Here is a 15,670-nt window from a genome sequence, read left to right as displayed (position 1 = left end):
CTTGAAAGTCGGGCGACAGGAAAAAGACAGCTCCGGGCAGCGAAGCTCGGTGTCCAAGGACCAGATCAAGCTCGGTGTCCAGGACCCGATCAAGGAGTTGCCGGCCGTGACGACCGTCGAATCGCCACCTGCGCCGCCCGCGGCGATACGCCCCAGGGTGGTCGCCCGCACCGGCCTGTACGCCGTGCTGGCCGCGAACGCGGCCGCGGTGGCCGTGTTCTTCTTCCAGGCCGGGTTCGCCGGCTCGAACGCCCTCATCCTGCTGGGACGGCTGGCGGGGCTGTACGGCGCGCTCCTCATGGCCTTCCAGTTGCTGCTGGTCGCCAGGCTGCCGTGGCTCGACCGCCGCATCGGCATGGACCGGCTGACCTCCTGGCACCGCCGGGTCGGCTTCGGTCTGGTGTGGACGCTGATGACACACGCGGTGTTCATCACCTTCGGCTACGCGCAGCTGTCCTCGATGGGGCCGGTGGACGAGTTCGTGGAACTGGCCACGACCATCGAGGGCGTGCTGCGCGCGGTCGTCGCGTTGGTGCTGATCATGACGGTCGGCGCGGTGTCGGCGCGCTTCGCCCGGCGCCGGCTGGCGTACGAGACGTGGCACTTCATCCACCTCTACACCTACCTGGCGGTGCTGCTGGCGTTCACGCACCAGGTCACGGTGGGCACGACCTTCACCACGTCGCCCGCCGCCACCGCGTACTGGTGGGGCCTATGGGGCGTGGCGCTCGGCTCGGTGTTCCTCGGACGGGTGGCACTGCCGCTGTGGCGGAACCTGCGACACCAGCTGCGGGTCTCTGCCGTCGTACCCGAGTCCGACAACGTCGTGTCGATCTACGTCACGGGCCGCGACCTCGACCAACTGCCCGCGCGGGCAGGCCAGTTCTTCCTGTGGCGGTTCCTGACCAACGACCGGTGGTGGCAGGCCAACCCGTTCTCGCTGTCGGCCGCGCCGGACGGCAGGTCGCTGCGGCTGACCGCGAAGACCGCCGGAAACGGCACGGCGGCCCTGCGGCACATCCCGGTGGGCACGCGGGTGTTCGCGGAGGGCCCGTACGGCGCGTTCACCACCTTGCACCGCACCCGTCCCGACACCCTGCTCATCGCCGGCGGCGTCGGTATCACCCCCATCCGCGCCCTGCTGGAGGAGCTGCACGGCCACGCGGTGCTCATCTACCGGGTGGCCACCGACAGCGACGCGGTGCTCTACGGCGAACTGCTGGAACTCGCCGCCGCCAAGGGCGCCGAGCTGCACCTGGTCACCGGCCCGGCCACGCCGGACAAGCTGGGGGCGCAGGCGATCGCGCAGCTCGTGCCCGACGTGGGCGACCGGGACGTCTTCGTGTGCGGCCCGCCGGGGATGACCGGCGCGGTGCTGCGCACCCTGGGCGAGCTGGGCGTGCCCAAGCAGCAGATCCACTTCGAGCGCTTCAGCCTGGCGGGATGAGAGGGACATCGTGAAACGAGCACTGCCTGTCTTCCTCCTGACCGTCGCGGGCCTGATTCCGGTGTGGCGCTACGAACCGTCCACCGGCACGACGACCACGGAGGCCGCCGAGCCCGCCCCGTCGGCCTCATCGACTTCTTCGTCCTCTCCTTCGTCGTCGTCATCGGCCTCGTCGTCCGCGTCGGCCGCCGCCTCGCAGGTCGTCAAGGGCAGCACCGTCAACACGTCAAAGGGCGCCGTACAGGTGGAGGTGACCTTCGAAGGCGACAAGATCAGTTCCGTACGGATGGTCCAGCAGCCGAACCACCCGCAGACCACGGCCGCCGTGCCCAAACTGATCAAGGAGACGCTGAAGGCTCAGAGCGCCGACATCGACACGGTGTCCGGCGCCACGATCACCAGTGAGGGTTACGTCCAGTCGCTGCAGGCAGCCATCGACGCGAAGGTCGCCTGACGTGCGGCGCGTCGAGCACGTCATGGGGTTCCCGGTGTCACTGCGGATCGACGACGAGGACGTCCCCGAAGAGGCGGCGGACGCGCTGTTCGCGTGGCTGCGCGAGGTCGACGCACGGTTCAGCCCCTTCAAGCCCGACAGTGAGGTGTCCCGGCTGGACAAGGGCGAGCTCTCGGCCGACGACCTCAGCTCGGATCTGGTGGAGGTCCTCGGCCTCTGCGAGGAGTACCGGGTCGCGACCGGCGGCGCGTTCGACGCCCGGCTGCCCGGCCGGGGCCTCGACCCCTGCGCCGTGGTCAAGGGCTGGTCGGTGCAGCGGGCGGCGGAGCTGCTGACGGCCGCGGGGGCGACGCGGTTCTGCCTCAACGCCGGCGGTGACGTGGTCACGGCCGGCGGTCTGTGGCGGGTGGGCGTGCGGCACCCGGAGCGGGCCGACCGGCTGTGCACGGTCCTGGAGATCACCGACGGTGCGGTGGCCACCTCGGCTCAGTACGAACGGGGCGACCACATCCTCGACGGGCGCACCGGCCGCCCGGCGACCGAGCTGCTCAGCGTGACGGTCGTGGCGCGGTCGCTGACCGAGGCGGACGCGACCGCGACGGCGGCTTTCGCCATGGGCGCGGCGGGCATCGAGTGGGCCGCCGCGAGGGACGGGTGCGAGGTGTTCGCCGTGGATGCCGAACGCAGGGTTGTCCGCACCCCGGGGCTCCCCGTCGCGACCTGATCGCCTTAAGTCGCCTCGCGCCGCGGCCGGTGGGAGAAAACCGGTCGACAGGTGCGCCATGGACACACTGTGATGGTCCGGCTGTCCGCCACACGGAGCGGGCCGACGCAGGAGCTGCTCTTGGCGACCGAGACATCCGCGAACACCCGCCCGGCGATCGGTGCCGCACTGGTCAGGCGCCTGGTCGACACGCAGTTCCCGCAGTGGGCCCAGCTGCCCCTGGAGCTGCTCGACCCGGCCGGCTCGGACCATGTGATCTACCGCCTTGGCGAGGAGCTGTCCGTCCGGCTGCCCCGCCACGCCGGGGCCATCGCGCAGGCCCGGAAGGAGTCCGAGTGGCTGCCCCGACTCGCCCCGCACCTGCCGCTGGCCGTCCCGGTGCCGGTGGGGGTGGGTGAGCCCGACTTCGGCTATCCGTGGCAGTGGGCGGTGTCCCGCTGGTTGGACGGCGAGGTGGCGACCGTCGAGGCACTGGCCGAATCGACCGAGGCCGCCGTGGAACTGGCGGGGTTCCTGACCGCCTTGCAGCAGTTCGCCCCCGACGTCATTCCGGCCGTGGACGCCCGCGCCGACCTCACCGCCGGGCCACTGGCCGACCGGGACCGCTCGACGCGGGCCGCCATCACGGCCGTCGACGGTGCGTTCGACACCGCGGCCATGACGGAGCTGTGGGACGCGGCGCTGAGCGCCCCCGGATGGGATCGCCCTCCCGTCTGGTTCCACGGCGACTTCCACACCGGCAACCTGCTGACCGTCGTCGGCAGCCTCAGCGCTGTCATCGACTTCGGCAGCCTCGGCGTCGGCGACCCGGCCCCCGACCTGATGATCGCCTTCACCCTGATGTCGGCCGGGAGCCGGGCCGCCTTCCGTACCGCGCTCGGCGTGGACGACGCCACCTGGACCAGGGGCCGCGGCTGGGCGCTGACCACCGGCCTGAACGCCTACATCTCCTACGCGGCCGTCAGCCCCCGGATCGCCGCGCAGACCACGCGCCAGATCACGCAGGCCCTCATCGACCACGCCTGAGTCGTTGATGTGCTGGGCGCGTTGGGCGACCTGCGACGACGCCCAGCGGGATTTTTCGCAGTCGTAACACCCAAGGCGGTCCAGGGTGTTGCCCAACCCAGAAGTGCATGCAAAAGTGCACCCATTCTTGAGTGCACATTCGGAGGTCTCTGTGGGAGTACTTAACGGGCAGGTGGTGGCGTTCACCGGCGGCCGGGTCGGGCCGGGGGACTCGTCCGGCGGGGAGCGCCGATGACCGGCCCGGAGCTGTCCGGGCGCGTGGCGGTGGTCACCGGTGCCCGTCGGGGAATCGGCGCGGCGATCGCGGAGGTCCTGCTCGACCACGGTGCGACGGTGGTGACCAGCGGCCGAGACGAGGAGCAACTCGCCCTCCAGGCCGAGGTGTTGGGCAAGCGTGGACGTGTGATCCCCTGCGCTGGGGACCTGGGCACTGCGGAAGGACGGGCACGGCTGCTGGGGACGGCGGGCCCGGTGGACATCCTGGTCAACAACGCCGGAGGCTTCACCCACGCCTCGACCACGCTCGACTCGACCCCCGACGACTGGGGCCGGCAGATCGAGGTCAACCTGACCATCCCCTTCCTGCTGTGCCAGGCCGTGCTGCCGGGCATGGTCGAGCGGCAGTGGGGCCGCATTATCAACATCGGGTCGGTGGTCGCATCGGCCCCGCAGCTCGGCAACGCCATCGGGTACGTGGCGGCGAAGTCCGGGCTCGTCGGCTTCACCCGGCAGCTCGCCGCGGAGGTGGCCGGATCGGGTGTGACGGCCAACGTGCTCAATCCCGGGACGGTGAAGACGGAGCACCTTGAGGAGTACTTCGCCGCCTCGGACACCGTCTCGGAGCGGACGCTCAGCGCGGCCATTCCGGTCGGGCGGCTCGGGCGCCCCGACGAGATCGCCGCCCTCGTCCCGTACCTGGTCTCGGACGCGAGCGGTTTCCTCACCGGATCGGTGATCGACATCAACGGAGGAGCAATTCATGCGTAGTTCCACCCAGAGCGGCCCGCTGCCCCTGGCCGGGAAGGTCGCCCTGGTCACCGGGGGCGCGGCCGGTGTCGGACGGGCCGTGGTGCAGGGGTACGTGGAGGCGGGCGCGAAGGTCGCGGTGCTCGACCGCGACGCGGACCGCCTCGGCAAGCTGTGTGCGGAGTTCGGCCCTGACGTCCACGGCACGGTCGGCTCCGTCGAGAAGCTGGCCGACAACCAACGCGCCGTCAGCGAGGCGCTGGAGGCGTACGGCCGTCTCGACGTCTTCGTCGGCAACGCGGGCGTAGGAGCGGGCAACCTGCCTCTCGCCGAGGTGCCGGCCGACCGGCTGGAGGCGGCGATCGACGAGATCTTCGCGATCAACGTCAAGGGCTATCTGCTCGGCGCCCGCGCCGCCCTCGCCCCGCTGCTCCGGTCGAAGGGCAGCATGATCTTCTCCTGTTCCCTGGCCAGCTACCGCGCAGTCGACGACGGTGTCCTCTACGTCTCGACCAAGCACGCCAATCTCGGCATCGTGCGCCAACTGGCCTGGGAGTTCGCACCCCACGTACGGGTCAACGGCGTCGCGATCGGCGTGGCCCGCACCCGGATGGAGGGCCTGCGCAGCCTCGCCCAGGAGCCGGTCGACGCCGTCCTGCCGGGCGCCGAGCAGGTCATCCCGCAGGGCTTCATCCCCGAACCGGAGGACTACGCGGGCGCGTTCGTCTTCCTCGCATCGGACGCCGCCCGGGTCGCCACGGGTGAATGCCTGTGGGCCGACAGCGGGTTCGGCGTGCGCGGCATCGGCAGCCCGGCCGGGGGCAGGGAGTTGCGCGCCGACGCGGTGGAGCTGTGATCACGACCGCGGGAGCACCCGTCCACTGATCACCGACGCCCGCTGAGCTGCCCGGTCTCCCGATGCGCCGGGTAGCCCTTCGGCATGCCCTTACATCATCACTCCGGCGCAGGTTTTCCCAGGTCAGAGGCGTGTTTCCGCCAGGGAAATTCCTCTACACGATCATTGACGCGCCCCCCGGGGGATCACAGTATTCATTTGTGCATGCACTTCCGTGTGCACGCCAAGTCCGTCAACCGGACCCCACTTCCCTCTTGGAGCGGCCGTGTCGCTAGCCCAGGACGTCCCCCTTTCTCCACTGCGGATCAGCACCACTGACGATCCCGCCGTCGTGGCCGAGCAGCGCGCCGACGACTACAGCAACCATGTGGTTCCGCTGACCGCCCGTGTCGGGCGCTGGCAGCTGACGATGTCGTACTGGTCCCTGCTCAGCGCGATGGTCTGGCTGTTCTACGGAGCGCTGGCGGCCAGCCTGTACGGAACGGTCGACGCACTGATCGCCATCGGCGTCTCCGTCGTGAGCTACTCACTGATCAATGCCGTCTTCACCCGCTGGGGCCTGCGCAGCGGCCTGAACAGCACCCTGCTGTCGCGCCGCATGTTCGGGGTGCTCGGCGCCTCGCTCACAGCGCTGCTCATCGCGGCCAACACCACCTACTACGCGGTCTTCGAGAGCAGCACGCTCGCCGTCGCGTTCCACCACTACACCCCGGGCTGGGACATCCGCATCTGGTACGCGATCGTCGTGGTCGTGATGCTGCCGCTGATGCTCGGCGGTGTGCAGACCTGGATGGCGCGGCTCAACGGCGTCCTGCTGCCGCTCTACGTCATCGGCATCATCGCCGCGGTCGTGGCCGCCGCCGTCCGCTTCCCGGAGAGCTCGGACTGGCTCTCCTTCGGCGGTGTCGTCCCGGCCGAGGCGCGGGCTCTGCCGGGCTGGCTGCTGGGCGCGATCCTCTACATGGGCATCTACCTGTGCATGCCGACCACGGTGGACTTCGCGCGGTTCGCCAAGGTCGAGGACGACGGCTTCCACCGCAACATCACCTTCGGCTGGCTGTTCTACATCTGGCTCTTCGCCGCGAACGGCGCGGCAGGGATCTTCCTGGTCCGCGCGGCGATCCCGAACGAGCCCACCGCCGAGACGGGCGTGGTCCAGGCGATCCTGGCGAGCCTCGGCGTGGCCGGACTGATCCTGATCGTGGTGTCGCAGGCCCGGATCAACAGCCTGAACTACTACCAGGCGTCCGCGAACTGGGAGCGGCTGATCACCAACCTGACCGGCATTCGGCTCGGCCGCATCCTGCTGGTGGTCGCCACTTCCCTCGTCGTGTTCCTGCTCATGCTCACCGACGTCTTCAGCTACCTGCAGAACGCGCTGGCCTGGCAGGGCGTGTTCCTGGTCAGCTGGGTCGGGATCGCACTCACGCACTACGCGCTCGTACCCGAGGACCGCACCGCAGGGCCGGAGTTCCGCGCGCTGCGCCTGCCCAGGGTCACCTGGGGACTCGGCGCGTGGGTGCTCGCCTCCGCCGTCGGCATCTACCTCGTCGAGGCACCCGGGGTGCCCGCGGTTCTCGCCGGCGCTGCGCAGTTGGTCGCACTCGTGGTCAGCGCCGCACTGTACGCGGTCGTGGTGAAGCTGCGACCGGTGGCGGCGCCGGCCACCGCCGACCCGCGTGGCGAGGTGGCGGACCCGGCTGCCGCCTGGGCCGATTGCCACCGCTGCGAGAAGGCCTACGTGGTCCTGGAAATGGATCGCGAGCCGGCCGCGGGCGGCTCACCGGTCTGCGACGCCTGCGCCACGGCGAGTCTCGTCCCCGGACGTTCCTGACCTTCCCGAAGAGCTGTCCGACGACGTGCCCGAAGGCCCGGTCCAGGACTTGCCCAGACCTGTCCGACGACCTGCCAAGGACCCGTCCGACGACCTGCACGAAGATCTGCCCGAGTTCACAGGAGAGGTACCGAATGGCTTTCGACAGCCTGTTCCGCCCCGGCACCATCGGCGGCCTGACCGTGCGCAACCGTGTCGTCAAGTCACCCAACACGACCGCCACGTGCAACGCCGACGGCACGGTGAGCCGGCGCACGGTGAACCACTACCAGCGGCTCGGCGAGGGCGGTACCGGCCTCGTCATGGTCGAGTACACCTACGTCGACGACGACGCCAGCAAGTCCATCCACGGTCAGCCGGGGGCGAGCAACCAGAACCACGTCGCCGGGCTCGGCTGGCTCGCCGACGAGGTCCGCTCCACCGGCGCGGCGATCGGGTTGCAGCTGGTGCACGCCGGGCGGCAGCGCTTCCTGGGCACCAGCCCGATGAAGTCCGCGTCGTCCTCGTCCTGGGACGTGGCCGAGATGCCGTTCGGCGTCGTCCCCACGCCGCTCACGGTCGACGAGATCGCCGGCGTGGTCCGCAACTTCGGTGAGGCCGCAGCCCGCGCATACGCGGCGCGATTCGACCTGGTCGAGATCCACGCCGGCCACGGCTACATGATCACGAACTTCCTGTCCCCGCACACCAACGACCGCACGGACGACTACGGCGGCTCCTTCGAGAACCGCGCGCGGATCCTGCTGGAGATCGTCGACAGCGTCCGCGCACACGTGCCGCGAAGCTTCCCGCTGAGCGTGCGGCTCTCGGTGAGCGACTACGAGCCGGACGGCATCGTGATCGATGAGACAGTGGAACTGTGCCGGCTGCTGGAGCAGCACGGTGTGGACGTCATCCACGCCTCCGGCGGCCACCACGCCAAGCAGGAATGGGAGGCCAGCTCCTGGTACATGGCGCGGCAGCCGCACCGGTGGGGCTGGGAGAAGATCAAGCCCTCGGTGTCGATCCCGGTGATCGCTTCGGGCTCGCTGGTCACCCCTGAGATCGCCGATGACATCCTCAGTTCCGGCAGCGCCGACTTCGTCTCGCTCGGCCGCGCCATGCTGGCCGACCCCGACTGGGCCAACAAGGCGCGAGAGGGCCGGCAGCTGGAGATCGTGCCGTGCATCCGCTGCAACGACGGCTGTCTGGAGCGGGGGCTCGACCAGAAGCGCAGCGTGGGCTGCACCGTCAATCCCGAGGTGGCGGAGGAGGGCCGGTTCCCGCTCGGCACCGCCCCGGCCGCCAAGCGCGTGGCGGTCGCCGGAGGCGGCCCCGCCGGGCTGCGCGCGGCCGCTGCCCTGCATGACCGCGGACACACCGTCGTGCTCTTCGAACCCGGCGAGCTGGGCGGCGCGTTGAACCATGCCCGCGGGTCCACCGTGAAGCAGGATCTCGCCGGGCTGCGGGAACACCTGGTGCACGAGGTGACCCGCCGAGGAATCGAAGTCCGCCCGGTGGCCGCGGACACCGCCGCGGTCACCGACGGCTTCGACGAGGTCGTGGTCGCGACCGGAGCGCCGCAGCGCGCGTTCGACGGCCCCGTCGCCGAGGCGGCTCTCGTCCTGGAGCCCGGCGACATCTCGGCCAAGCGCGAGGACCTGGCGGGGCGCCGGGTCGTGGTGGTCGGCGGCGGCTTCCAGGGCTGCGAGTCGGCGCTGCGCCTGGCCGAACTGCCCGGCACCACCGTCCTCGTCCTCGAGCGCGGCGATCAGCTGATGTGCGGTGACGAGGTGAAGTACGACGCACTGGTGCTGCCCGGTCGGCTCGCGGAGGCGGGAGTAGAGGTGCGCACCGGTTGCGAGGTCGTCGCGGTCGAGGACAAGGGCGTGCGCGTGCGCGGTGCGGACGGCGCCGAGGAGGACGTCGAGACGGACGCGGTGGTGCTCGCGCTCGGCCGGGAGCCGTCGGCCGGCACCTTGGCGGACGAGGTGGGCGCGGCGGGCGTACCGGTCGTGACCATCGGTTCGGCGGCGGTGCCGGGCCGGGTCTACGACGCCCTGCACACGGCGTACTTCACGGCTCGCCGGATCTGACGGACCCGGTACCCGCAAGCAGTTGTCCGCCGGAACGCGCCTCCCGATGAGCGCGGCGGGCAGGCCCCGGCCCGGCTCGACCGGGCCGGGGCGGCGGCGCGCCACAGCCGTCCGCGGGAAACGCACTGATACCACCGAATCACGCACTCCCGGACGCCCGGCAGGAGACGATCGTCCTGGTACTCGGGCGGGTGCTTCCCGGGTGCAGCATGTACGTGAACCAGGACGGCCGGCCCGACGGCAGCCGTACTGCGGAACCTCGCCGAGGAGGACGTATGACCACCCTTGCCGACCCGGTTCCCGGCGGGCGTCCGGGCGACGTCGAACGGGCCACCGCGCTCAGCGCGGAGCTGTCCGGGCGGGGCGTGCACGGCATCGTGCTGGCCTACGTGGACACCGCGGGCATCGGCCGGGTGAAGACCGTCCCGACGGCCCGGCTCGCCTCGGCGGCCGCCTGGGGTGTCGGCATGTCACCGGTGTTCGACACCTTCCTGGCGAACGACTCCATCGTCTCCACCGACGTGCTCGGCTCGCCGGATGGCGATCTTCGCCTCTTCCCCGATCTCGACCAGTTGGTGGTGCTGGCCGGGCAGCCCGGCTGGGCGTGGGCCCCGGTCGACCGGGTCACGCAGGAGGGCGAGCGGCACCCGGGGTGCAGCCGCACGTTCCTGCGCCGGATCGTCGTGGACGCGGCCCGGCAACACGGGATCACGTTCAAGGCGGGCATCGAGGTCGAGTGGGCCGTCGGGCAGGGGTCGGCGCCCGGTGACGAGTTCGTCCCCGCGACCTCGGGCCCGGCCTACGGCACCACCCGGCAGATCGAAATGAGCGACTACACCGCCGAGTTGATGGAGGTTTTCGCGGCACAGGGCGTGGACGTCGACCAGATCCACCCCGAGTACGCGGCGGGTCAGTTCGAGGTCTCGGTGGGCCCGCTCGACCCGGTGGCCGCGGCGGACCGGAGCATGCTCGTGCGGCAGACGATCCGGGCGGTGTCGCAGCGCCACGCGCTGAAGGTCTCGTTCTCCCCCTCTGTCTTCGCCGAAGGCGTCGGTAACGGCGGCCACGTGCACATCTCGGCCTGGCGCGACGGGGTGAACCTGCACTCGGGTGGTGACCGCCGGTACGGCATGACGGCCGGGGCCGAGTCGTTCGCCGCGGGCGTGCTCGAACACTTGCCGGCTCTCACGGCGGTGACCGCCCCGAGCCCGGCAAGCTATCTGCGGCTCAAGCCCTCTCAGTGGGCCGGGGTGTTCACGGCCTGGGGCCGCGAGACGCGCGAGTCGGCGGTACGCGTCATCACCGGTACGGCGGGATGGCGGTACCAGGCGGCGAACCTCGAGGTGAAGCCGGTCGACCTGGCCGCCAACCCGTATCTCGCGGTCGGCTGCCTCATCGCCGCCGGGCTCGACGGAGTGGAATCGTCCGCGTCGCTGCCCGAGGAGATCACCGGGGATCCCGCGCGGTTCACCGCCGAGGATGCGGCGGCCCGGGGCGTGCGCCGCCTGCCGACGTCGCTGGACGAGGCCGTGGCGGAGTTCCGCAAGGACGAGCGGCTCCGAGCTGCGCTCGGACCTGTCCTGGCCGACGCCGTGATCGCCGTGCGCCTCGGTGAGATCGCGGCAGTGGCCGGCCTGGACGACGAGCTCATGGCAGCGGCCTACCGGTGGAAGTACTGACCCCGTGAGCAACCCATCACCCGTTTCCGGGCCGGTCCACGAGGCCCTCGCCGGCCTTGCGCTCGTGGATCACCACTGCCACGGCGTCGTCACCGCCGATCCGAGCCCGGAGAGGTTCGAGGCGCTGATCACCGAGAGCGAGGCATGGCCCGGCAGCGGGATCACGTCGTTCGACAGTCCCGTGGGCGTGGCCATCCGCCGGTACTGCGCTCCCGTGCTCGGCCTGCCGCGGCACACTCCCGCCGCTGAGTACCTGGCACGGCGGGCCGAGCTGGGCTGGCGCGAGGTGAACCGGAGGTTCGTCTCCGCGGCAGGAACAGGCGTGTTCTGCGTGGACACCGGCTACACGCCGGACCGCCTCACGACACCTGCGGAGCTCGCCGACTGCGCGGGCGGTGCGGCCACCGCGTACGGGGTCGTGCGCCTGGAGAGCGTCGCCGAGGCGGTGGCGGACGAGGGGGTGGAGCCGGGCGAGTACGCCGCCGTGTTCCGTGCGGCCGCACAGGCGGCCGTCGAGCGGCCGGGCACGGTGGCGGTGAAGTCGGTGGCCGCCTACCGCACCGGATTCGACCTGGACCCCGGCCGGCCTTCGGACTCGGACGTCACCGAAGCGGCCCGGCGCTGGCTGCGCACCGGGGAAGCCACCACGAAGACGCACAGGCCCAAGGAGGACGCACCTCGGCTGGACGACCCCGTGCTGATGCGGCACCTGCTCTGGACAGCAGTGGACCTGGGGCTCCCCCTCCAGCTCCACACCGGATTCGGGGACAACGACATCCGGATGCACCGGGTGGACCCCACCCATCTCACCGACTGGCTGCACCTGACCTCCGGCACGATTCCCGTGCTGCTGCTGCACTGCTGGCCCTATCAGCGCCAGGCCGCCTATCTGGCGACGGTCTTCGAGCAGGTGTACCTCGACGTGGGCCTCACCCTGCACTACGTCGGCCCGGCCCGCGCCCGGGCGATCCTGGAGGAGGCGCTCGAGATCACCCCGTTCCGCAAACTGCTCTACAGCTCCGACGCCTACGGGGTGGCGGAGTTCTACCAGCTCGGCGCGCTGGCCTTCCGCCAGGGCCTGGCCGGGCTGCTCCAGGACCGGGTGAACACCGACGATCTGAGCCTGGCCGACGCGCTCCGGATCGCCGCATGGACGGGGCGCGACAACGCCTTCCGCGTCTACGGACTCCCCGGACGCGATCCGGCCCCCGGCAACGACCGACCCGACCCGGCCCCTGACAGCGACCGCGGTTGAGCGGGAGCTGATGACCCGGTGTCGCGGGGGCCCTCATGGCCGCCCCAGCCAGTGCGCCGCGATAATACGTAATACAGGCATATAGCGACCTTTCGGGTGGCCGGCAGCGTACGGGTGTACGTGCCGTGCCCTGAGGGATGACGACCTCGACGGGCCTGAGGGCGAAGATCCCAACGAGAGCGAGATGGCTGCCATGGACCGGCGCATCACCGCCGACCGGGGAACGGGTCCCCTCGGAGACGTCGTGGGTGAGGCTCTGACCGCGCGCGTCACCGTCGACGGACACGGAACCGTGACCCGGTGGAACGGTGGTGCCGAGTCCCTGCTCGGGTACTCGGCGGCGCAGATCGTGGGACGTCCAGCGATCGCCCTCCTCGCCGATGAGGCCGCAGCGCGGGACCTGCCGCCGCTGGGCCGGCTGCCGAGGTGGCACGGCACGCTCGCGCTCAGGCACCGGGACGGCCACCGACTGGAGGCCCCGGTGCTGGCGCACCACAGGGCGCCGGACCGCGGGAGCCGTGAATGGCTGCTGGTCTCCCCGCTCACCGGGCGGCTGCCGCAGCCGGACGACGACACCCTCGTGAGCTGGAGCTTCACGCAGTCACCCTGCTGCGCGATGGCGCTGTACGACACGAGGCTCCGCCTGCGGCGGGCCAACGAGGCCATGGAGCGGTCCGTGGCCCTCTCCGAGGCGGAGATGCGCGGGTTGCGCGTACCGGAGATCGTGGACAACGAGGCGGGTGAGCTGGCCGAACAGGACATGCTGCAGGTGCTGGCGACCGGGGAGCCGCACTACCGCGAGAACTATCTGCGCGCCGCCGGTGAGACCCGCGAGCACGCCTGGTCGGTCTTCCTGGCGCCGCTGTGGGACCGGGACGGCCGGCTCCACGGCGTCTGCCTCTCCGCGCACGACAACACGGACCAGTACTGGGCCCGCAAACGGATCCAGCTGATAGCCGAGGCAGGCAAGCGCATCGGCAGCACCCTTGATGTGACGCGGACGGCGCAGGAGCTGGCCGACGTGGCGGTCCCGGAACTCGCCGACTTCATGAGCGTCGACCTGCTGGCCTCCCTCGAAGACCTGTACGAGTCGCCACCGGGAACGGTGACCACGAGCGGTCCCCTCGCGCTGCGGCGCATCGCCCACCAGTCCGTGTACCCGGGAGTCCCCGAAACGGTCGTCGCCCTCGGCGGGGTGGACGACTACCCGGAGCACTCCCCGCCTGCGGAGAGCCTGCGGGCGGGGCATGCCCTGCTGCACCAGGTGAGCGAGCCGGCGATCGCGGAATGGATCGCCCGGGACACGGTCCGGGCCGCCAGGGTCCGCGACTTCGGCATCCACTCGGTGATGACCGTGCCGCTGACGGCCCGCGGAACCACCCTGGGCGTCGCCGTGCTCTCCCGTTACCGGCAGCGGCACCCCGACCCGTTCCAGGAGGACGACCTGGTACTGGCCGAGGAACTGGCGGCCAGGGCGGCACTCTCCATCGACAACGCCCGGCGCTACACCCGTGAACGCAGCACTGCGGTGACCCTGCAGCGCAGTCTGCTGCCGCAGCGCCTGCCCGAGCAGGCCGCGGTGGAGGTCGCGTCCCGCTATCTTCCGGCCGGCGCGCAGGCCGGGGTCGGCGGGGACTGGTTCGACGTGATCCCGCTGTCCGGAGCCAGGGTGGCGCTGGTCGTGGGCGATGTCGTGGGCCGCGGCATCCATGCCTCCGCGACCATGGGACGGCTGCGTACGGCCGTACGCACCCTCGCCGACATCGATCTGCTCCCGGACGAGCTGCTCACCCACCTCGACGACCTGGTCGCCCGCCTGTCCACCGAGGCGGACGGCGCCGGGCGGGCCGCCGGGGAGGCGGAACCCGGAGACGTCGGAGCGACCTGTCTGTACGCCGTGTACGACCCGGTCACCCGCCGTTGCTCGCTCGCCCGCGCCGGGCATCCGCCGCCGGCCGTGGTGCGCCCGGACGGCACCGTGGAACTGCTCGACCTTCCGTCGGGACCCCCGCTGGGCCTGGGCGGACTGCCCTTCGAAGCGGTGGAGGCCGAACTGCCGGAGGGCAGCCTGCTCGCCCTCTACACCGACGGCCTGCTCGCATCGCGCGAGGGCGACATCGACGACGGTATCTCCCGGCTGCGCCAGGCCCTCGCCCGTCCCCCGGCCTCGCTGGACGCGCTGTGCGACACGGTTCTCGCCTCCGTGCTGCCCCAGCGGCCGGTCGACGACGTGGCCCTGCTCGTCGCACGCACCCGGTCACTCAAAGAGGACCAGGTCGCCACCTGGGACGTGGCCGCCGAGCCCGCAGCCGTCGCCCAGGCCCGCAAGAACGCCGTGGCACAACTGGTGGCCTGGAGCCTCGGCGACGCCGTCTTCGTCACCGAGCTGATCGTCAGCGAACTGGTCACCAACGCCATCCGGCACGCCGAGCCGCCCATCCAACTGCGTCTCATCCACGACAGGAACCTCATCTGCGAGGTCACGGACGCCAGCAGCACAGCCCCCCACATGCGCCGCGCCCGCACCTACGACGAGGGCGGCCGTGGACTGCTCCTGGTCGCACAGCTGACCCAGCACTGGGGCACCCGCCACACCGCCAAGGGCAAGACGATCTGGGCGGAGCAGACCCTGACGTGACGCCCTGGCATGACGTCGATCCCGCGGCACGTGCCCGCAACCGGCAGGATGAAGCCGTGAAGCCTCCGCTGCGGACCTAAGCTCAGCGCATGGCCAAGTACTTCGACGTGCATCCGGAGAATCCGCAGCGACGGACCATCAGTCAGGTGGCCGACATCATCCGCACGGGAGGTCTCGTCGTCTACCCGACGGACTCCTGTTTCGCACTCGGATGCCAGTTGGGCAACCGGGACGGACTCGACCGGATCCGCTCGATCCGCCAGCTCGACGAACGGCACCACTTCACGCTGATGTGCCAGGACTTCGCGCAGCTGGGCCAGTTCGTACGCCTCGACAACGCGGTGTTCCGCGAGGTCAAGGCGTTCACTCCCGGCAGCTACACCTTCATCCTGCCCGCGACGAAGGAGGCTCCGCGCAGGCTGCTGCACCCGAAGAAGAAGACCGTCGGCGTCAGGATTCCCGACCACGTCGTCGCGCAGGCCCTCCTCGCCGAACTCGGCGAGCCGCTGCTGTCCAGCACCCTGCTGCTGCCCGGGCAGGAGGAACCGCTCACCCAGGGCTGGGAGATCAAGGAGGAACTCGACCACGTGGTGGACGCGGTGATCGACTCCGGTGACTGCGGCACCGAACCGACGACCGTCGTCGACTTCTCCAGCGGGGAACCCGAAGTCGTCCGCCGAGGAGCGGGCGACCCGACACCATTCGAGTAGCACGGC

The 15,670-nt window shown here is 70.9% G+C and carries 12 protein-coding genes; all 12 read left to right on the top strand.

What is annotated here, in order from left to right; genetic code table 11:
• Positions 1-106 precede the first annotated feature (106 nt).
• The 12 genes from ABT009_RS04530 (at position 107) to ABT009_RS04475 (ending at position 15,664) form a co-directional block, all read left to right on the top strand.
• Positions 107-1,447 (top strand): ferredoxin reductase family protein, encoded by a 1,341-nt coding sequence (locus ABT009_RS04530; protein WP_351289556.1) that lies wholly within the window; start codon positions 107-109, stop codon positions 1,445-1,447.
• Positions 1,448-1,457: 10 nt separating this feature from the next.
• Positions 1,458-1,901, top strand: a complete 444-nt coding sequence (locus ABT009_RS04525) for an FMN-binding protein (RefSeq protein WP_351289425.1) — start codon at positions 1,458-1,460, stop codon at positions 1,899-1,901.
• Between the two features lies 1 nt (position 1,902).
• Positions 1,903-2,625, top strand: a complete 723-nt coding sequence (locus ABT009_RS04520) for an FAD:protein FMN transferase (protein WP_351289423.1) — start codon at positions 1,903-1,905, stop codon at positions 2,623-2,625.
• Positions 2,626-2,745: 120 nt separating this feature from the next.
• Positions 2,746-3,651: an aminoglycoside phosphotransferase family protein gene (locus tag ABT009_RS04515; protein WP_351289421.1), complete on the top strand. Its 906-nt coding sequence runs from the start codon at positions 2,746-2,748 to the stop codon at positions 3,649-3,651.
• A gap of 231 nt (positions 3,652-3,882) precedes the next feature.
• A complete protein-coding gene (locus ABT009_RS04510) occupies positions 3,883-4,638 on the top strand; it encodes an SDR family NAD(P)-dependent oxidoreductase (RefSeq protein ID WP_351289419.1) in 756 nt (251 codons plus the stop codon).
• The gene (locus ABT009_RS04505; protein ID WP_351289417.1) at positions 4,631-5,473 is read left to right on the top strand and encodes an SDR family oxidoreductase; all 843 of its coding nucleotides are present in this window, start codon (positions 4,631-4,633) and stop codon (positions 5,471-5,473) included. The genes ABT009_RS04510 and ABT009_RS04505 overlap by 8 nt, the downstream gene beginning before the upstream one ends.
• A 265-nt stretch (positions 5,474-5,738) precedes the next feature.
• Positions 5,739-7,307: a purine-cytosine permease family protein gene (locus ABT009_RS04500; RefSeq protein ID WP_351289415.1), complete on the top strand. Its 1,569-nt coding sequence runs from the start codon at positions 5,739-5,741 to the stop codon at positions 7,305-7,307.
• A 134-nt stretch (positions 7,308-7,441) separates the two neighbouring features.
• The gene (locus tag ABT009_RS04495; RefSeq protein ID WP_351289413.1) at positions 7,442-9,382 is read left to right on the top strand and encodes an oxidoreductase; all 1,941 of its coding nucleotides are present in this window, start codon (positions 7,442-7,444) and stop codon (positions 9,380-9,382) included.
• 275 nt (positions 9,383-9,657) lie between these two features.
• The gene (locus ABT009_RS04490; RefSeq protein ID WP_351289411.1) at positions 9,658-11,061 is read left to right on the top strand and encodes a glutamine synthetase family protein; all 1,404 of its coding nucleotides are present in this window, start codon (positions 9,658-9,660) and stop codon (positions 11,059-11,061) included.
• 4 nt (positions 11,062-11,065) lie between these two features.
• Positions 11,066-12,316 carry an amidohydrolase family protein gene (locus ABT009_RS04485; protein WP_351289409.1) on the top strand — a complete coding sequence of 417 codons (1,251 nt, stop codon included), beginning with the start codon at positions 11,066-11,068 and terminating at the stop codon, positions 12,314-12,316.
• Positions 12,317-12,509: 193 nt separating this feature from the next.
• Entirely contained in the window at positions 12,510-14,954 is a 2,445-nt protein-coding gene (locus ABT009_RS04480; RefSeq protein ID WP_351289554.1) for a SpoIIE family protein phosphatase, read from the top strand.
• 89 nt (positions 14,955-15,043) lie between these two features.
• Positions 15,044-15,664, top strand: coding sequence for an L-threonylcarbamoyladenylate synthase (locus ABT009_RS04475; protein WP_351289407.1), 621 nt, complete (start codon positions 15,044-15,046; stop codon positions 15,662-15,664).
• Positions 15,665-15,670: the final 6 nt, after the last annotated feature.

Source organism: Streptomyces sp. NPDC002896 (assembly GCF_040295225.1).
GTDB lineage: Bacteria > Actinomycetota > Actinomycetes > Streptomycetales > Streptomycetaceae > Streptomyces.
The sequence above is the reverse complement of the archived record's forward strand: the minus strand, read 5'-3'. Positions and strand labels throughout refer to the sequence as shown.

Coding starts and splice junctions, on each gene's coding strand:
- ABT009_RS04495 (WP_351289413.1), top strand. CDS start 7,442: ATGGCTTTCGACAGCCTGTTCCGCCCCGGCACCATCGGCGGCCTGACC.
- ABT009_RS04510 (WP_351289419.1), top strand. CDS start 3,883: ATGACCGGCCCGGAGCTGTCCGGGCGCGTGGCGGTGGTCACCGGTGCC.
- ABT009_RS04490 (WP_351289411.1), top strand. CDS start 9,658: ATGACCACCCTTGCCGACCCGGTTCCCGGCGGGCGTCCGGGCGACGTC.
- ABT009_RS04480 (WP_351289554.1), top strand. CDS start 12,510: ATGGACCGGCGCATCACCGCCGACCGGGGAACGGGTCCCCTCGGAGAC.
- ABT009_RS04475 (WP_351289407.1), top strand. CDS start 15,044: ATGGCCAAGTACTTCGACGTGCATCCGGAGAATCCGCAGCGACGGACC.
- ABT009_RS04505 (WP_351289417.1), top strand. CDS start 4,631: ATGCGTAGTTCCACCCAGAGCGGCCCGCTGCCCCTGGCCGGGAAGGTC.